Source organism: Streptomyces sp. NPDC042371, from assembly GCF_056437465.1.
This window is the reverse complement of sequence record NZ_JBWKAP010000003.1, coordinates 15,567-30,786: the sequence shown is the minus strand read 5'-3', so window position 1 is coordinate 30,786 and position 15,220 is coordinate 15,567. Positions and strand designations below refer to the sequence as shown.

General features: G+C 71.5%; 13 protein-coding genes. 4 read left to right on the top strand and 9 right to left on the bottom strand.

Annotated elements, in window-relative coordinates; all coding sequences use genetic code 11:
- Nucleotides 1-2: 2 nt before the first annotated feature.
- The 3 genes from recA to AC068B_RS09855 form a co-directional block, all read right to left on the bottom strand.
- Complete coding sequence (recA, locus tag AC068B_RS09865; RefSeq protein ID WP_356250054.1) at nt 3-1,127, bottom strand: recombinase RecA; 1,125 nt, start codon at nt 1,125-1,127, stop codon at nt 3-5.
- Nucleotides 1,128-1,376: 249 nt separating this feature from the next.
- Nucleotides 1,377-2,654 (bottom strand): AI-2E family transporter, encoded by a 1,278-nt coding sequence (locus tag AC068B_RS09860; RefSeq protein WP_478670355.1) that lies wholly within the window; start codon nt 2,652-2,654, stop codon nt 1,377-1,379.
- A gap of 114 nt (nt 2,655-2,768) precedes the next feature.
- Nucleotides 2,769-2,963 carry a DUF3046 domain-containing protein gene (locus tag AC068B_RS09855; RefSeq protein WP_356250058.1) on the bottom strand — a complete coding sequence of 65 codons (195 nt, stop codon included), beginning with the start codon at nt 2,961-2,963 and terminating at the stop codon, nt 2,769-2,771.
- A gap of 79 nt (nt 2,964-3,042) precedes the next feature.
- Here AC068B_RS09855 and AC068B_RS09850 point away from each other — a divergent pair, with 79 nt between their 5' ends.
- The 4 genes from AC068B_RS09850 (at nt 3,043) to AC068B_RS09835 (ending at nt 10,542) form a co-directional block, all read left to right on the top strand.
- On the top strand, nt 3,043-4,008 hold the full coding sequence (locus tag AC068B_RS09850; protein WP_478670353.1) for a hypothetical protein: 966 nt from the start codon (nt 3,043-3,045) through the stop codon (nt 4,006-4,008).
- Nucleotides 4,009-4,093: 85 nt separating this feature from the next.
- Nucleotides 4,094-8,779: an ATP-dependent helicase gene (locus AC068B_RS09845; protein ID WP_478670351.1), complete on the top strand. Its 4,686-nt coding sequence runs from the start codon at nt 4,094-4,096 to the stop codon at nt 8,777-8,779.
- A 48-nt stretch (nt 8,780-8,827) separates the two neighbouring features.
- Nucleotides 8,828-9,628: an Fpg/Nei family DNA glycosylase gene (locus tag AC068B_RS09840; RefSeq protein ID WP_478670348.1), complete on the top strand. Its 801-nt coding sequence runs from the start codon at nt 8,828-8,830 to the stop codon at nt 9,626-9,628.
- A gap of 101 nt (nt 9,629-9,729) precedes the next feature.
- A complete protein-coding gene (locus AC068B_RS09835) occupies nt 9,730-10,542 on the top strand; it encodes an SDR family NAD(P)-dependent oxidoreductase (protein ID WP_478670345.1) in 813 nt (270 codons plus the stop codon).
- Here the strand turns inward: AC068B_RS09835 and AC068B_RS09830 are convergent.
- The 6 genes from AC068B_RS09830 to rimO form a co-directional block, all read right to left on the bottom strand.
- The gene (locus tag AC068B_RS09830) at nt 10,490-10,861 is read right to left on the bottom strand and encodes a hypothetical protein (RefSeq protein WP_478671240.1); all 372 of its coding nucleotides are present in this window, start codon (nt 10,859-10,861) and stop codon (nt 10,490-10,492) included. The genes AC068B_RS09835 and AC068B_RS09830 overlap by 53 nt on opposite strands.
- Before the next feature lie 254 nt (nt 10,862-11,115).
- Nucleotides 11,116-11,586, bottom strand: coding sequence for a Dps family protein (locus tag AC068B_RS09825; protein WP_478670342.1), 471 nt, complete (start codon nt 11,584-11,586; stop codon nt 11,116-11,118).
- Between the two features lie 235 nt (nt 11,587-11,821).
- On the bottom strand, nt 11,822-12,196 hold the full coding sequence (locus tag AC068B_RS09820; protein WP_055564110.1) for a helix-turn-helix domain-containing protein: 375 nt from the start codon (nt 12,194-12,196) through the stop codon (nt 11,822-11,824).
- Between the two features lie 109 nt (nt 12,197-12,305).
- Entirely contained in the window at nt 12,306-12,938 is a 633-nt protein-coding gene (locus AC068B_RS09815) for a CinA family protein (protein WP_478670340.1), read from the bottom strand.
- Nucleotides 12,935-13,633, bottom strand: a complete 699-nt coding sequence (pgsA, locus tag AC068B_RS09810) for a CDP-diacylglycerol--glycerol-3-phosphate 3-phosphatidyltransferase (RefSeq protein ID WP_478670337.1) — start codon at nt 13,631-13,633, stop codon at nt 12,935-12,937. The genes AC068B_RS09815 and pgsA overlap by 4 nt, the downstream gene beginning before the upstream one ends.
- Nucleotides 13,630-15,111, bottom strand: a complete 1,482-nt coding sequence (gene rimO, locus AC068B_RS09805) for a 30S ribosomal protein S12 methylthiotransferase RimO (RefSeq protein ID WP_468567714.1) — start codon at nt 15,109-15,111, stop codon at nt 13,630-13,632. Before rimO ends, pgsA begins: the two co-directional genes overlap by 4 nt.
- Between the last annotated feature and the right edge of the window lie 109 nt (nt 15,112-15,220).

Below are 15,220 nucleotides of genomic sequence, written 5' to 3'. Positions count from 1 at the left end.
GACTAGCTCTTGGCCGCCGCGGCCTTGGACTTGGTGGTCTTGACCACCGGCGCGGGCACCGTCTTGGCGTCGTCGGCCGCCGGGGCGGCGGCCGCCGCGTCCACGCTCGGCTCCTCGGTCGGAGCCTCGGGCTTCACGCCGACGCCCAGCTTCTCCTTGATCTTCCTCTCGATCTCGTTGGCGAGGTCGGGGTTGTCCTTCAGGAAGTTGCGGGCGTTCTCCTTGCCCTGGCCGAGCTGGTCGCCCTCGTACGTGTACCAGGCGCCCGCCTTGCGGACGAAGCCGTGCTCGACGCCCATGTCGATCAGGCCGCCCTCGCGGCTGATGCCCTGGCCGTAGAGGATGTCGAACTCGGCCTGCTTGAAGGGCGGCGCGACCTTGTTCTTGACGACCTTGACGCGGGTGCGGTTGCCCACCGCGTCCGTGCCGTCCTTCAGGGTCTCGATGCGGCGGATGTCCATGCGCACCGACGCGTAGAACTTCAGCGCCCGGCCACCGGTCGTGGTCTCCGGCGAACCGAACATCACGCCGATCTTCTCGCGCAGCTGGTTGATGAAGATCGCGGTGGTCTTGGACTGGTTGAGCGCGCTGGTGATCTTCCGCAGCGCCTGGCTCATCAGGCGGGCCTGCAGACCCACGTGCGAGTCACCCATCTCGCCCTCGATCTCCGCGCGCGGCACCAGAGCGGCCACGGAGTCGATGACGATCAGGTCGAGGGCGCCGGAGCGGACCAGCATGTCGACGATCTCGAGGGCCTGCTCGCCGTTGTCCGGCTGGGACAGGATGAGGTTGTCGATGTCGACGCCGAGCTTCTTCGCGTACTCGGGGTCGAGGGCGTGCTCCGCGTCCACGAAGGCCACCGCGCCGCCCGCCCGCTGGGCGTTGGCCACGGCGTGCAGGGTGAGGGTCGTCTTACCGGAGGACTCCGGGCCGTACACCTCCACCACGCGGCCGCGGGGGATGCCGCCGACGCCGAGCGCGACGTCGAGCGCGGTCGACCCGGTGGGGATGACCTCGATGGGGTCGTTCGGCCGCTCGCCCATGCGCATCACTGCGCCCTTGCCGAATTGCCGTTCAATCTGTGCGAGCGCGGCGTCGAGCGCCTTCTCGCGGTCGGTTCCTGCCATGGGTTCCACCCGATTTGCTTGAGTCGATCGCTTCACGTCAAAGACGCTAACGCCTGCCACTGACAATCCGCCCCGACGCCCGTCCAGCCTGTGGATAACTCGAGGTCATCGCTCACCGAAATCCTCCGGGAGCCTCCCGGGGATCTCCCCGCCCGCCCCGCAGAATCGCCGCCGGACCACCCATGAGAATGGATGTTCGAATTTAGTGTCAAGCGTGGCACGCCGTGGGGCGCCGCGGGGCGACCTCCCCTACTTGCGCCCGCCCGCCTTCGGCGAAGCCCCGCCGGACTCCGGTGGGGCCTCCGGCCGGTTCGGCCCCCGCAGGGCCCGCCGCATGCGGGCGAGGAGGGATGCTCCGACCTGGCGCCGGTGCCCGTGCACCCGGGGGTCGTCCGTGACGTCGTACCTCTTCACGTACGCCCCGAGGAAGGCCTGCAGCGTCGCGACGGCGGGGATGGCGATCAGCGCGCCGACCGCGCCGAGGAGCGCCGTGCCCGCAATGACCGAGCCGAACGCGACCGCGGGGTGGATGTCCACGCTCTTGGCGGTGAGCTTGGGCTGCAGTACGTAGTTCTCGAACTGCTGGTAGACGACTACGAAGATCAGCACCCAGAGCGCGTACCAGGGGTCGACCGTGAAGGCGATCAGCATCGGCAGAGCGCCCGCCAGATACGTGCCGATGGTGGGGATGAACTGGGACACGAGGCCCACCCACACGGCGAGCACGGGCGCGTAGGGGACTTCAAGCACCTGGAGCAGGATGTAGTGCGCGATGCCGGAGATCAGCGCCATCAGGCCGCGCGAGTAGAGGTAGCCGCCGGTCTTGTCGACCGCGATCTCCCAGGCCCGCAGCACCTCGGCCTGCTTGGCGGGCGGCAGCACCGAGCAGAGCGCACGCCGCAGCCTCGGCCCGTCGGCCGCGAAGTAGAACGAGAACAGCAGGATCGTCAGGAGCTGGAAGAGACCGCCCAGCACCTGCGCGGAGACGTCCAGGACGCCGCTGGCGCTGTTCTGCACGTACTTCTGGAGCCAGTCCGAGTGGACCAGGCTGTCCTGGACCTCGACGCGGGAGAGGTCCGTGTGGAAGGTCTGGTTGATCCAGCTGATGACCTTGTCGAGGTAGTCGGGGAAGTCCTCGACCATGTCGACGATCTGGCCCGCGAGCATGGAGCCCATCAACGCGACGAAGCCCGCACTCGCGATCACCACGCCCAGGAAGACCAGGAACGTGGCGAGGCCCCTGCGCAGCCCGCGCGCCGCCATCCAGCTCACCGCGGGCTCGACCGCCAGCGCCAGGAAGAACGCGATCAATACGTTGATCAACAGCCCGGTCAGCTGATGGAACGCCCAACTGCCCAGTTGGAAGCAGGCAATGAGCGCGAGGGCAAGAACCATGGCCCGCGGCAGCCAACGCGGCATGCGGGCGCCACGTCCTGCCTCTGCCCCGGCGGGGGGCTGTGCGGGCGGCGTCGTGCCGGGCGGAGCGGTGTCCTGGGTGACCTGAGCGGTCTCGTCTGTCGGTGCCACTGGGCAAGTCTCGCCCACGCCGGCGCCGATCGGTCGCCACCCTCGCATCTTGGGACGGGCTTGGGACGGCTCACGCGCGCGTGGAGCCCTCCGTCACCGCCGACCCGTCCGTAGTCAGCGCTTTTCGGCGGGTACGTCCATCGCCGTGCACACCGCGCGCCAGACGTCCTTGGCGTCCCAGCCCCCGTCCAGCGCTTCATGGACCGTACGGCCGCCCAGTTCCGCCATCACGTGATCGCGCGCGAAGGAGTCGGCGTACCCCGCACCGAAGTGGGCCGCCATCCGCTGCCAGAAGACCGTCAACCGCATGACTCCAGTATCACGCCCCTGAGGGTGCAGCCGGGCGCAGGGGGCTCGCCGAGAACGCTTTCCGTCCTACGGTCGGTGCATGGCCGAAACCGGAGCATCCCCCGACGCTGTGCCCTCCCCCGACGCGGTGCTCTCCCCGCTCGCCCGCGCCGAGCACTTCGTCTGGCTCACCGCGCGCGTGCTGGAGCAGCGACGGTTCGCGTACCACTTCCTCGACGGCGCGGGCGGCGCCCCGGCCGCGGACGCGGTGGAGACCGCCCTGACCTCGTACACCACCGCGGACGGCGGGTACGGCTTCGCGCTCGAGCCCGATCTGCGCGGGCCCGTGAGCCAGCCGCTGCACACCGGGCACGCGCTGGGCGTGCTGGACTCGATCCGCCGCTGCGGCGGGCAGCGGGTGGAGCGCGTGTGCCGGTATCTGACCTCGGTGTCGACGCCCGAAGGCGCCCTTCCCGCGATCCATCCCAGCCAGCGCGGCTACCCCGCGGCGCCGTTCATGCCGATCGTCGACAACCCGCCCAGCGAGTTGCTCGCCACCGGCCCCGTAGTGGGCCTGCTGCACCGCAACGAGGTATGGCACGCCTGGCTCTTCCGGGCCACGGACTTCTGCTGGGCGGCCGTCGAATCGCTCGAGAGGTCCCATCCGTACGAGATCCGGGCCGCCGTCGCCTTCCTGGACGGCGCACCCGACCGCCCGCGCGCGCGGGCCGCCGCCGACCGTCTGGGGCGTCTCGTGCGTGAGCAACGAATCGCCGCGCTGGATCCGGGAAACCTCGACGCGTATCCGGTGTCGCCCGGTTACGGACCGGAGGAACACCACTTCCCGCACGACTTCGCGAAGGTTCCCGAGTCGCTCGCGCGCTCGTGGTTCACCGACGCGGAGATGGAGCGCTCGCTCGACTTCCTGGCCGGGGACCAGGAGGCGGACGGCGGCTGGCCGGTGCGCTGGCGGCAGTGGGCGCCGGGCACGGCCATGGAGGCGCGGCCGATCGTCACCATCGAGGCGCTGCGCACGCTCCGGGCGTACGGGCGGCACATCGACTGAGGGGGAGCCCTGGGACGCGGGGGGACGCGCGGCCTCTTTTCCGCAGGTCGGCGCCGATGTCAGTGGCGGGGTGCACGATGGGGGCATGGTCAGCTCCGCGTCCGGTGCCCCCGACGCTCCCAGCGCTCTCGACGGATTTTCCGCCGCGACCCGCGGCTGGTTCACGGGTGCCTTCTCCGCGCCCACCTCCGCCCAGGCCGGGGCGTGGCGAGCCATCTCCGAGGGTTCGGACGTGCTGGTCGTCGCTCCCACGGGCTCGGGGAAGACCCTGGCCGCGTTCCTCGCCGCCCTGGACCAGCTGGCGTCGACGCCACCGCCCGCGGACGCGAAGAAGCGCTGCCGGGTGCTGTACATCTCGCCGCTGAAGGCGCTCGCGGTCGACGTGGAGCGCAATCTGCGCAGTCCGCTGACGGGCATCCGGCAGGAGGCGGTGCGCCTCGGCATGACCGAGCCGGAGGTGCGGGTCGGTATCCGCTCGGGTGACACCCCGCCCGCCGAGCGCCGTGCGCTGTCGACGCGCCCGCCGGACATCCTGATCACCACGCCCGAGTCGCTCTTCCTGATGCTCACATCGGCCGCGCGGGACGCGCTCACCGGCATCGAGACGGTGATCCTGGACGAGGTGCACGCGGTCGCCGGCACCAAGCGCGGCGCCCATCTCGCCCTGTCCCTGGAGCGACTCGACGAGCTGTTGCCGAAGCCCGCGCGCCGCATCGGTCTGTCGGCGACGGTGCGTCCGGTGGACGAGGTCGCGCGCTATCTGTCCCCGAAGCGCAAGGTGGAGATCGTCCAACCGGCTTCTGGCAAGGAGTTCGACCTGTCGGTGGTGGTTCCGGTCGAGGACCTCGCGGAGCTGGGCGGGTCCCCGGTCAGCGACTCCGGAGAGGGCCCGGGGGCCGAGGCGGAGCGTCCGTCGATCTGGCCGCACGTCGAGGAGCGCATCACTGACCTCGTGCAGGCGCATCGCTCGACGATCGTGTTCGCCAACTCCCGCCGCCTTGCCGAGCGCCTGTGCAACCGCCTGAACGAGATCGCGTACGAGAGGGCGACCGGCGAGGCACTCCCCGAGGACCACTCCCCCGCGGAGCTGATGGCGGAGTCGGGCGCCGCCAAGGGAGCCCCGCCGGTCCTGGCCCGCGCCCACCACGGCTCGGTCTCCAAGGAGCAGCGCGCGCAGGTCGAGGAGGACCTGAAGGCGGGCAGGCTGCCGGCCGTCGTCGCCACGTCCAGCCTGGAGCTGGGCATCGACATGGGCGCGGTCGACCTGGTCGTGCAGGTCGAGTCGCCGCCGTCGGTGGCCTCCGGGCTCCAGCGCGTGGGCCGGGCGGGCCACCAGGTGGGCGCGGTCTCGACGGGGGTCGTCTTCCCGAAGTACCGAGGGGACCTCGTCCAGGCCGCGGTCGTCACGGAGCGGATGCGGACCGGCTCCATCGAGTCCCTGCGCGTTCCGGCCAATCCGCTGGACGTGCTGGCCCAGCAGCTGGTCGCGATGGTCGCACTCGACACCTGGCAGGTCGACGACCTGCTGACGGTGGTCCGCCGCGCGGCCTCCTTCGCCTCTCTCCCGGAGTCCGCGTTCACCGCCGTCCTGGACATGCTCGCGGGGCGCTATCCCTCCGACGCCTTCGCCGAGCTGCGGCCGCGCGTGGTCTGGGACCGCGTCGCGGGGACGGTCACCGGGCGGCCGGGTGCGCAGCGCCTCGCGGTCACCTCCGGGGGCACGATTCCCGACCGGGGTCTCTTCGGAGTCTTCCTCGCGGGCGCCGACCCCAAGAAGGGCGGCGGCCGCGTCGGAGAGCTGGACGAGGAGATGGTGTACGAGTCCCGGGTGGGCGACGTCTTCACCCTCGGCACGAGCTCTTGGCGCATCGAGGACATCACGCGCGACCGGGTGCTCGTCTCCCCCGCCCCCGGCGTCCCGGGCCGCCTCCCCTTCTGGAAGGGCGACCAGCTGGGCCGCCCGCTCGAACTGGGCCGCGCTCTGGGCGCGTTCCTCCGCGAGGTCGGCGCGATGTCGCAGGAGGACGCGCGCGGGCGCCTCCTCGCCACGGGGCTGGACGCGTGGGCCGCCGACAACGTCCTGGCGTACCTCGGCGAGCAGCGTGAGGCCTGTGGGCACATCCCCGACGACCGGACCATCGTGGTCGAGCGGTTCCGCGACGAACTGGGCGACTGGCGGGTCGTCGTGCACTCCCCCTTCGGAGCCCAGGTGCACGCTCCGTGGGCCCTCGCCCTCGGCGCCCGCCTCACCGAGCGGTACGGCATGGACGCACAGGTCATGCACGCCGACGACGGCATCGTGCTCCGGCTTCCGGACGCCGACCTGATGGGCCTCGACCTGCTCGACCAGGAGCCCAGCGCTCCCCCTGTGGAGTACGACGCCGACAAGCCCCCGGTGAGCGCCGGTGACGTCACCTTCGACAAGGGCGAGGTCAATCAGATCGTCACCGACCAGGTGGGCGGCTCGGCGCTGTTCGCCTCGCGCTTCCGCGAGTGCGCCGCCCGCGCGCTGCTGCTGCCGCGCCGCAGCCCCGGCAAGCGCACCCCGCTGTGGCAGCAGCGCCAGCGTGCCGCCCAGCTCCTGGAGGTGGCCAGCGAGTTCGGCTCCTTCCCCATCGTCCTGGAGGCGGTCAGGGAGTGTCTCCAGGACGTCTTCGACGTACCGGGCCTCACCGAGCTGATGGGCGACATCGAGTCCCGCCGCGTCCGTCTCGTCGAGATCACCACGCCCGAGCCCTCCCCCTTCGCCCGCTCCCTCCTGTTCGGGTACGTGGCACAGTTCCTGTACGAGGGTGACTCCCCCCTCGCCGAGCGGCGGGCGGCCGCCCTCTCCCTCGATTCCAGGCTGCTCGCGGAGCTCCTCGGCCAGGCGGAGCTGCGCGAGCTGCTCGACGCCGACGTCCTGACGGAGCTGGAGCAGGAACTCCAGTGGCGCACCGAGGACCGCCGCATCAAGGACACCGAGGGCGTCGCCGACCTGCTGCGGCTCCTCGGCCCGCTGACCGCGGCCGAGTTGACCGAGCGCGGCGCCGAACCGGACTGGGCGGAGGAGCTGGCGGCCGCCCGCCGTGCGATCCGGGTCCGTATCGCGGGCGCGGACCACTGGGCGGCCATCGAGGACGCGGGCCGACTGCGGGATGCCCTCGGCACCGCCCTGCCCGTGGGGGTTCCCGAAGCCTTCACCGAGCCCGTCAAGGACCCCCTGGGCGACCTCCTCGCCCGCTTCGCCCGCACGCACGGCCCGTTCACGTCCGCCACGGCCGCGGCCCGTTTCGGGCTCGGCGCGGCGGTCACCGACGGCGCGCTGCAGCGCCTCGCGGCGAACGGCCGTGTGGTGCAGGGGGAGTTCCACCCGGCGGGCATCGGCCAGGAGTGGTGCGACGCCGCGGTGCTGCGCCGCCTGCGCCGCCGCTCCCTCGCGGCCCTGCGGCACGAGCTGGAGCCGGTGCCGCCCGCCGCCCTCGCCCAGTTCCTGCCCCAGTGGCAGCACCTGAGCGGGCACGGTCTGCGCGGCATCGACGGTCTGGTGCGCGCCATCGAGCAGTTGCAGGGCGCCACGGTCCCCGCATCCGCCTTGGAGAAGCTCGTCCTGCCCTCGCGCGTGATGGGCTACAACCCGGCGATGCTCGACGAACTGACCGCGGCAGGCGAGGTCATCTGGGCTGGGGCCGGTTCCCTGCCGGGAAAGGACGGCTGGGTCTCCCTCTACCTGGCCGACACCGCGCCCCTGCTCCTGCCGCCCCCGCACCCCCTGGAGCTCACCGCACTGCACCAGTCGGTCCTGGACACCCTCTCCGGAGGGTACGGTCTCTTCTTCCGCCAGATCGCCGACCAGGTCCGCGCCACCACCCACCCGGACGCCCTGGATCCGCAACTGGCCGACGCCATCTGGGAACTGGCGTGGTCCGGCCTGCTCACGAACGACACCCTCGGCCCGATGCGCTCGCTCCTGGGCTCCGGCCGCACCGCGGGATCCACGGCCCACCGTGCCAAGCGCGGCGTCCCGCGCGGGCGCTACGGCAGCCTCACCGCGGCCGCCCGCACCGCCTCCCGCACCGGCCCTCCCACCGTCGCGGGCCGCTGGTCGCTGCTCCCTCCCCGCGAGCCCGACCCGACGCTGCGCGCGCACGCCCTGGCCCGCGCCCTCCTGGACCGGCACGGCGTCGTCACACGCGGCGCGGTCGCCGCCGAGGGGGTCGAGGGCGGCTTCTCGGCGACGTACCGCGTCCTGTCCGTCTTCGAAGACAGCGGGCAGGCGCGTCGCGGCTATGTCGTCGAAGGGCTGGGCGCCGCACAGTTCGCGATGGACGGCGCGGTGGACCGCCTGCGCGCCACGGCGAACTCGCGCGACCGTACGGACGGTTCACGCCCCTCCGATGCGCAGGCCGCGGTGGTCCTCGCCGCCGCCGACCCCGCCAATGCGTACGGGGCCGCGTTGCCCTGGCCCGAGCCGCCGAACGGCGCAGGCCACAAGCCGGGCCGCAAGGCCGGTTCCCTGGTCGTCCTGGTCGACGGCGAGCTGACGCTCTACATGGAGCGCGGCGGCAAGACGCTCCTGGCCTGGCCCGCCACCCCGGACGAGCCGATCACCGACGACCCCCGGCTGCACGCCGCCGCCGAAGCCCTGGCCTCGGCCGCCCGAGCGGGCTCCCTCGGCACGGTCACAGTGGAGCGGGTCAACGGCTCCGCAGCCCTCACGTCCCCCTTCGCCCCCCTCCTGGAAGGAGCCGGTTTCCACGCCACCCCGCGCGGGCTGCGGCTGCGCGCGTGAGGGGGCGCCTCACACAGCACATCACCCCCGACATGCCACCCTGGACCCATGCCCGAAGGTGACACCATCCACCAGGCGGCCCGGCGCCTGCACGACGCCCTCGCCGGGCACACCCTCACGCGCTCCGACCTGCGCGTGCCCAAGCTCGCGACGGTCGACCTCACGGGGCGCGCCGTCCTGGACGTCACCCCGCGCGGAAAGCACCTCCTCACCCGCATCGAGGGTGGCCTCACCCTGCACTCCCACCTCCGGATGGACGGCTCCTGGCGGCTGTACGCACCCGGCGAGCGCTGGCGCGGTGGCCCCGGGCACCAGATCCGGGCGATCCTCGGCACCGCAGAGCGCACCGCCGTCGGCTACCGCCTGCCCGTCCTGGAACTGCTCCGCACGACCGACGAGGACAAGGCCGTGGGCCACCTGGGCCCCGACCTGCTGGGCCCCGACTGGGACCCGGAGCGCGCGCTGAGCAACGTCCTGTCCGTGCCCGACCGCGCCCTCGGCGAAGCCCTCCTGGACCAGCGCAACCTCGCGGGCATCGGCAACATCTTCAAGAGCGAGCTCTGCTTCGCCCTTGGCGTCACCCCCTGGCTGCCCGTCGGCCAACTCACCGAGGAAGCCGCCGCCCGCGTCCCCGTACTCGCCAAGAAGTTCCTGGAAGCCAACCGGAACAGACCCAACCGCACCACCACGGGCCTCGACCGCCCAGGACAGCGCCTCTACGTCTACGGGCGGGCACCCCGCCCCTGCCTGCGCTGCGGCACCCCGATCCGCGCGGCCGAGCAGGGCGACGGCTCCCGCAGCCGCCCCACGTACTGGTGCCCCACCTGCCAACAGGGCCCGACCCCCTGAGCCTCAGGACCGAACCGCCTCCGCACAAGCACAAGAACAAGCAACAGTGCGCACCGCCAGACCAGTTGACGGCCCGTCAGATCCCGCCGTACCGTCCCGTCATGCCCGTCAAGGCGTACGACCTCACCGGACGCACCGCATTCATCACCGGCGCCGCCAGCGGCATCGGCCGCGCAACGGCCCTGCTCCTCGCGGAAGCGGGCGCCACCGTGCACTGCGCCGACCGCGACGAACAGGGGCTCAGGGAGACCGCCGCCCTCATCACCAAGGTTGGCGGCACCGCCCATACGTACCCCTTGGACGTGACCGTCAGGGCACAGGTCGACCAGGCGATAGCCACAGCGGCAACGACACCCGCCACCCTCACCAGCGCAGACGGCACCCCCACCACCCCCCGCCTCGACATCCTGGCCGCCATAGCGGGCGTCATGCACAGCAGCCCGGTCCTGGAGACCCGCGACGAGGACCTCGACCGCGTCCTGAACATCAACTTCAAGGGCGTCCTGTACGCCTGCCAGGCCGCGGCCCGCACGATGATCGACGCCGACTCGGGCGGCAGCATCATCACCATGGCATCGGGCGCCGTCGACACCGGCGCCCCCGGACTCCTCTGCTACGGCGCGGCGAAAGCGGCCGTGGTCCAGCTCTCCAAGACCCTGGCCACGGAGCTCGGTCCGCACGGCATCCGCGTCAACGTCGTCGCGCCCGGCTGGATCCGCACTCCCATGACGATCCGCCACGACACCGAGAAGCAGGCCCACACCGAACGCACCATGCTGCGCATGTCACCGCTCGGCCGCGTGGGCGAACCGGACGACATCGCACATGCCGTACTGCACCTGGCGTCGGACGCCGCGTCCTTCACGACGGGCCAGATCCTCCGCCCGAACGGCGGCGTCGCCATGCCTTGGTAGCCCGCGCCCTGACGGCACGCGCTCGCACCCGCCCCGCCGATACGGCCGCCTTCCCCCACCACGCGAGGGCCGTACGCTCCCCAGGCCACCGCAGCTCCCCGTCGGGCCGCCGCGCGTACAGGCTGGGATCGGCTCCTCTGGCCGCCCTGGCCTCGCCCAGGGCGCGGGCCTTGGGCACGCAGTGCACCGGCAGCACGCTCAGCCCCCATCCACCGGCCGCGACCGCCCCCTCGAGAACGCCCGCGTCGGGCGAGAAGGCGAGCCGCAGCACGCCCCACCACCAGAGAGCGCCGAGCGCCAGGACCGGCACCCATCGCACGGCCCGCCACGTCACGGATGTCCCGCCCACGGTTGCCACAGATGCCACCTCCCGCCCAACGCGAGATCGACGCTAAACGCCGGGGTTCACCCCATGGGAGGGCGTACCGGCGGCGCTGGAGGCACCCAGCCGCGCCGAGAGCACCACGGCGCACGAACGGCGACGCCAGTCACATACACCCCACTCCGCACGCCCCCGTCCCGCACGCCCTCCCACGGGACAGCGGCGGGACGGGGGCGTGATCCCCAGAGGGATCAGCTGTTCTCCGCCTGGAACATCCAGTGATGCTTCTCCAGATCGGCCGTGATGCCGATGAAGATGTCCTGGCTGACCGGGTCCGCCTCACCGGTCGACTCCACGCGCTCACGCATCCGCGTGATCACCGCACCGAGCGCTTCCACGAGCGTCCCGACCGCGTCCACGTCCTTGACCCAGCCCTCGGGGATCCTCCCGATGCCGCTGCTCTGCGACACCGTCGCCGCACGCCCGTCGGGCGAGACACCGAGAGTGGAGGCGCGCTCCGCGACGGTGTCCGAGTGCTGCCTGGCGGTGTCCACGACCTCGTCGAGCTGCAGGTGCACGGAGCGGAAGCGCGGGCCGACCACATTCCAGTGGATCTGCTTGGCCACCAGTGACAGGTCGACCAGGTCCACGAGCGCACCCTGCAGGGCCTCCGAGACCGTCTTGAGATCCGCATCGGACAGCGGGCTCTTCACGACGTACATCTGTCTCCTCCAACACACGAGCGAATGAGGTAAATCCCCACCAACCATGTCATAAATTAACCAAATAGGTCGATTAACGGATGGTCGGTCACCGGCCGCTCATCAAGCGGCTCACCGGCGGGCTCACCAGGGCATACGTCTGACAACACAGCAGCTTCCGACAACGCAGAAGCCCCGACCGAGTACCCGGTCGGGGCTTCCACACACTTCTCAGCTGCTCAGCAGCGGCACCGCATCACGCAGCGACGACGTCGACCGCCTCCGCTGGTGCCTTGATCGTGACCCGTTCCGGTGGCACGCCTGCCACGGATACGGAATTGAGCATCGAGCGAACCGGCGCACGCACCGGCTCCGGGACTGCTGCAGACTCAGCCAGCTCGGCGAGCGACAGTTCATCGCTCACTTCACGCATGAGCTCGGACATCCGTACGTCAAGCGCGTCGCAGATCGCGGAAAGCAGCTCGGAGGAAGCCTCCTTCTGCCCCCGCTCCACCTCGGAGAGATAGCCGAGCGAGACTCGGGCGGACGAGGAGACTTCGCGCAGAGTACGGCCCTGGCGCTGGCGCTGCCGACGCAGCACGTCACCAAGCAGGCGACGGAGCAGAATCATCGGTGGCTCCCTCCTCGGACCGCGTAGCCGCATCCTTCACGCCCCACCGTACCGCCTTGCGCGGCGGCCGTGCGGGGAGCGATGTCGTGTTCACTCAGGGCTGCAAACATCAATTCCCCCCGTTCTGTTCCGTATCCTGTGCCCGCCCATTCCCGGAACGTTCTCCGGTCAGCTGCTCGTGAAGCAACGTGAGCACGCTCCGTACACTCTCCATACGGATTTCCGAACGGTCGCCGTTCAACCGCAGGGCGGCCACTTTCCCACGGGCTCCGCCATCGGCGTAACCGGGCATGCTTTCGAAATCGGACCCCGCGGCCTCGATATTCGGCCGCGCGACGGCAATATCCGGCCCCGCGACCGCCACGTACACGGTCCCGACCGGCTGTCCGTCCTGCGGTTCGGGCCCGGCGACCCCGGTGGTCGCGATCCCCCAGTCCGCGCCGAGGACCGTGCGCACACCGTCCGCCATCTGCCGCGCGACCTCGGGATCCACGGCCCCTCGCTCGTCCAGCAGAGTGCCGTCGACCCCGAGCACGTCCCGCTTCAGCTCGGTGGCGTACGCGGTCACCGACCCCCGGAAGACCTTCGAGGCCCCCGGCACCGACGTGATCTCGGCGGCCACCAGGCCGCCGGTCAGCGATTCGGCGACGGCGAGCGTCTCACCGCGCGCGGCCAGGAGCCGCACGAGACCACTCGCGGGCAGCTCACCGGCCGAGACGGCCGAGAGCCCGGAGGACGTCACTTCGCGGCCTCCCGAGCGGACTCCGCAGCCGCCACACGCGCCTCAGCCATGCCCTGCCTGCGCAGCACGACGGCCTGCTTCACATAGTCGAGCCCGGTCACCACGGTCAGCACGACGGCAACCGCCATCACCCAGAAGCGCAGGGTCGCGAGCGGCCCGGTCAGGGCGAGGACGTACATCCCCACCGCCGTGCCCTGCGCCAGCGTCTTCATCTTCCCGCCGCGGCTGGCCGGAATGACGCCATAACGGATCACCCAGAACCGCAGCAGCGTGATCCCCAGCTCGCGCCCGAGAATCACGCCGGTCACCCACCAGGGCAGATCGCCGAGCCAGGACAGACAGATCAGCGCCGCCCCCATGATCGCCTTGTCGGCGATGGGGTCGGCGATCTTTCCGAAGTCCGTGACCAGGTTGTACGTGCGCGCCAGGTGCCCGTCGAAGAGATCGGTGATCATGGCCACGGCGAAGGCGGCCCAGGCGAACGAGCGCCAGGCCGGGTCGTATCCGCCGTTGCCGAGCAGCAGCATCACGAACCCGGGCACGAGCAGCAGCCGCACCATGGTCAGCAGGTTCGCGACGTTCCACAGGCTGGCCTGATTGACCGCCGCGGCGCCCAGCTTCCCGCCGCGCACCGGCTGGGCGCTCGAAGCGCCCTGAGCGCCGGAGCCGCCCGCGGGTGCCGGGACTCCTGTCATCTGCGAGCCTCCTCGAGACACTCGGCCACCAAGTCCACGCCCTCCGTGCCGACGACCTTTGCCACGACCATACGGCCGACCTGCAGGCCGTCCCCACCCGTGGCGCCCGTCAGGCGGATCTGGCCGTCCGTCTCGGGGGCCTGGTGCGCGGCCCTGCCGAGCGGGCCCTCCTCCTCGTCGAGGGATTCGACGAGGACCTCGAGGGTCTCGCCCATCCGCTCGTCGGCGCGCTGCGAGGTGAGCTCCTCGGCGAGCCGTGAGATGTGCGCGAGGCGCTCGTCGACGACGTCCTGGTCGAGCTTCTGCTCGTACGTCGCCGCTTCGGTGCCCTCCTCGTCGGAGTATCCGAAGACGCCGATGGCGTCGAGCCGCGCGCCCGTCAGGAAGCGCTCCAGCTCCGCGAGGTCCGCCTCGCTCTCGCCGGGGAAGCCCACGATGAAGTTGGACCGCACACCGGCCTGCGGCGCCTTGGACCGGATGGTGTCCAGGAGCTCCAGGAAGCGGTCGGTGTCCCCGAAGCGCCGCATGGCGCGCAGCACGCCGGGCGCGGAGTGCTGGAAGGACAGGTCGAAGTAGGGGGCGACCTTCTCCGTCGACGTGAGGACGTCGATGAGACCGGGTCGCATCTCGGCGGGCTGCAGATAGCTGACGCGCACGCGCTCGATGCCGTCGACGGCGGCCAGCTCGGGCAGCAGCGTCTCCAGGAGCCGGATGTCGCCGAGGTCCTTGCCGTACGAGGTGTTGTTCTCCGAGACGAGCATGACCTCCTTGACGCCCTGCTCGGCGAGCCAGCGGGTCTCGCCGAGGACGTCGGAGGGGCGGCGCGAGATGAAGGAGCCGCGGAAGGAGGGGATGGCGCAGAACGAGCAGCGCCGGTCGCAGCCGGAGGCCAGCTTCACCGAGGCCACGGGGTTGCTGCCGAGGCGGCGGCGCAGCGGGGCGCGCGGCCCGGACGCGGGCGCGACGCCCTCGGGGAGGTCCTGGGGGGCCGGGGCGGGCTCGGCGGGGCCGTGGCCGGGAAGGGCGACGGCCGCCTGGGCGTCCTGGCGCTCCGCGGGGCTGATCGGCAGCAGCTTGCGCCGGTCGCGCGGGGTGTGGGCCTCGACGCTGCCACCGCTGAGGATGGTGTTCAGGCGGCCGGAGATGTCGGCGTAGTCGTCGAAACCGAGCACGCCGTCGGCCTCGGGCAGCGCCTCGGCGAGCTCCTTGCCGTACCGCTCGGCCATGCAGCCGACCGCGACGACGGCCTGGGTCTTGCCGTGGCCCTTCAGATCATTGGCTTCGAGGAGGGCGTCGACGGAGTCCTTCTTGGCGGCTTCGACGAAGCCACAGGTGTTGACTACGGCGACGTCCGCGTCCTCGGCGTCCTCGACGAGCTGCCAGCCGTCCGCCTCCAAGCGGCCTGCGAGCTCCTCCGAGTCCACCTCGTTACGGGCGCAGCCAAGGGTGACAAGGGCGACGGTGCGGCGTTCGGGCATGGTCTCAAGACTACTTCGTCCGCGCCTCGGCCCCGGCCGCCAGGGTTACCCGGCGGTCGGCCCGAGGCCGTCGGCCCGTCACCCTGCCGTCACCACGCTCCGTACAGAT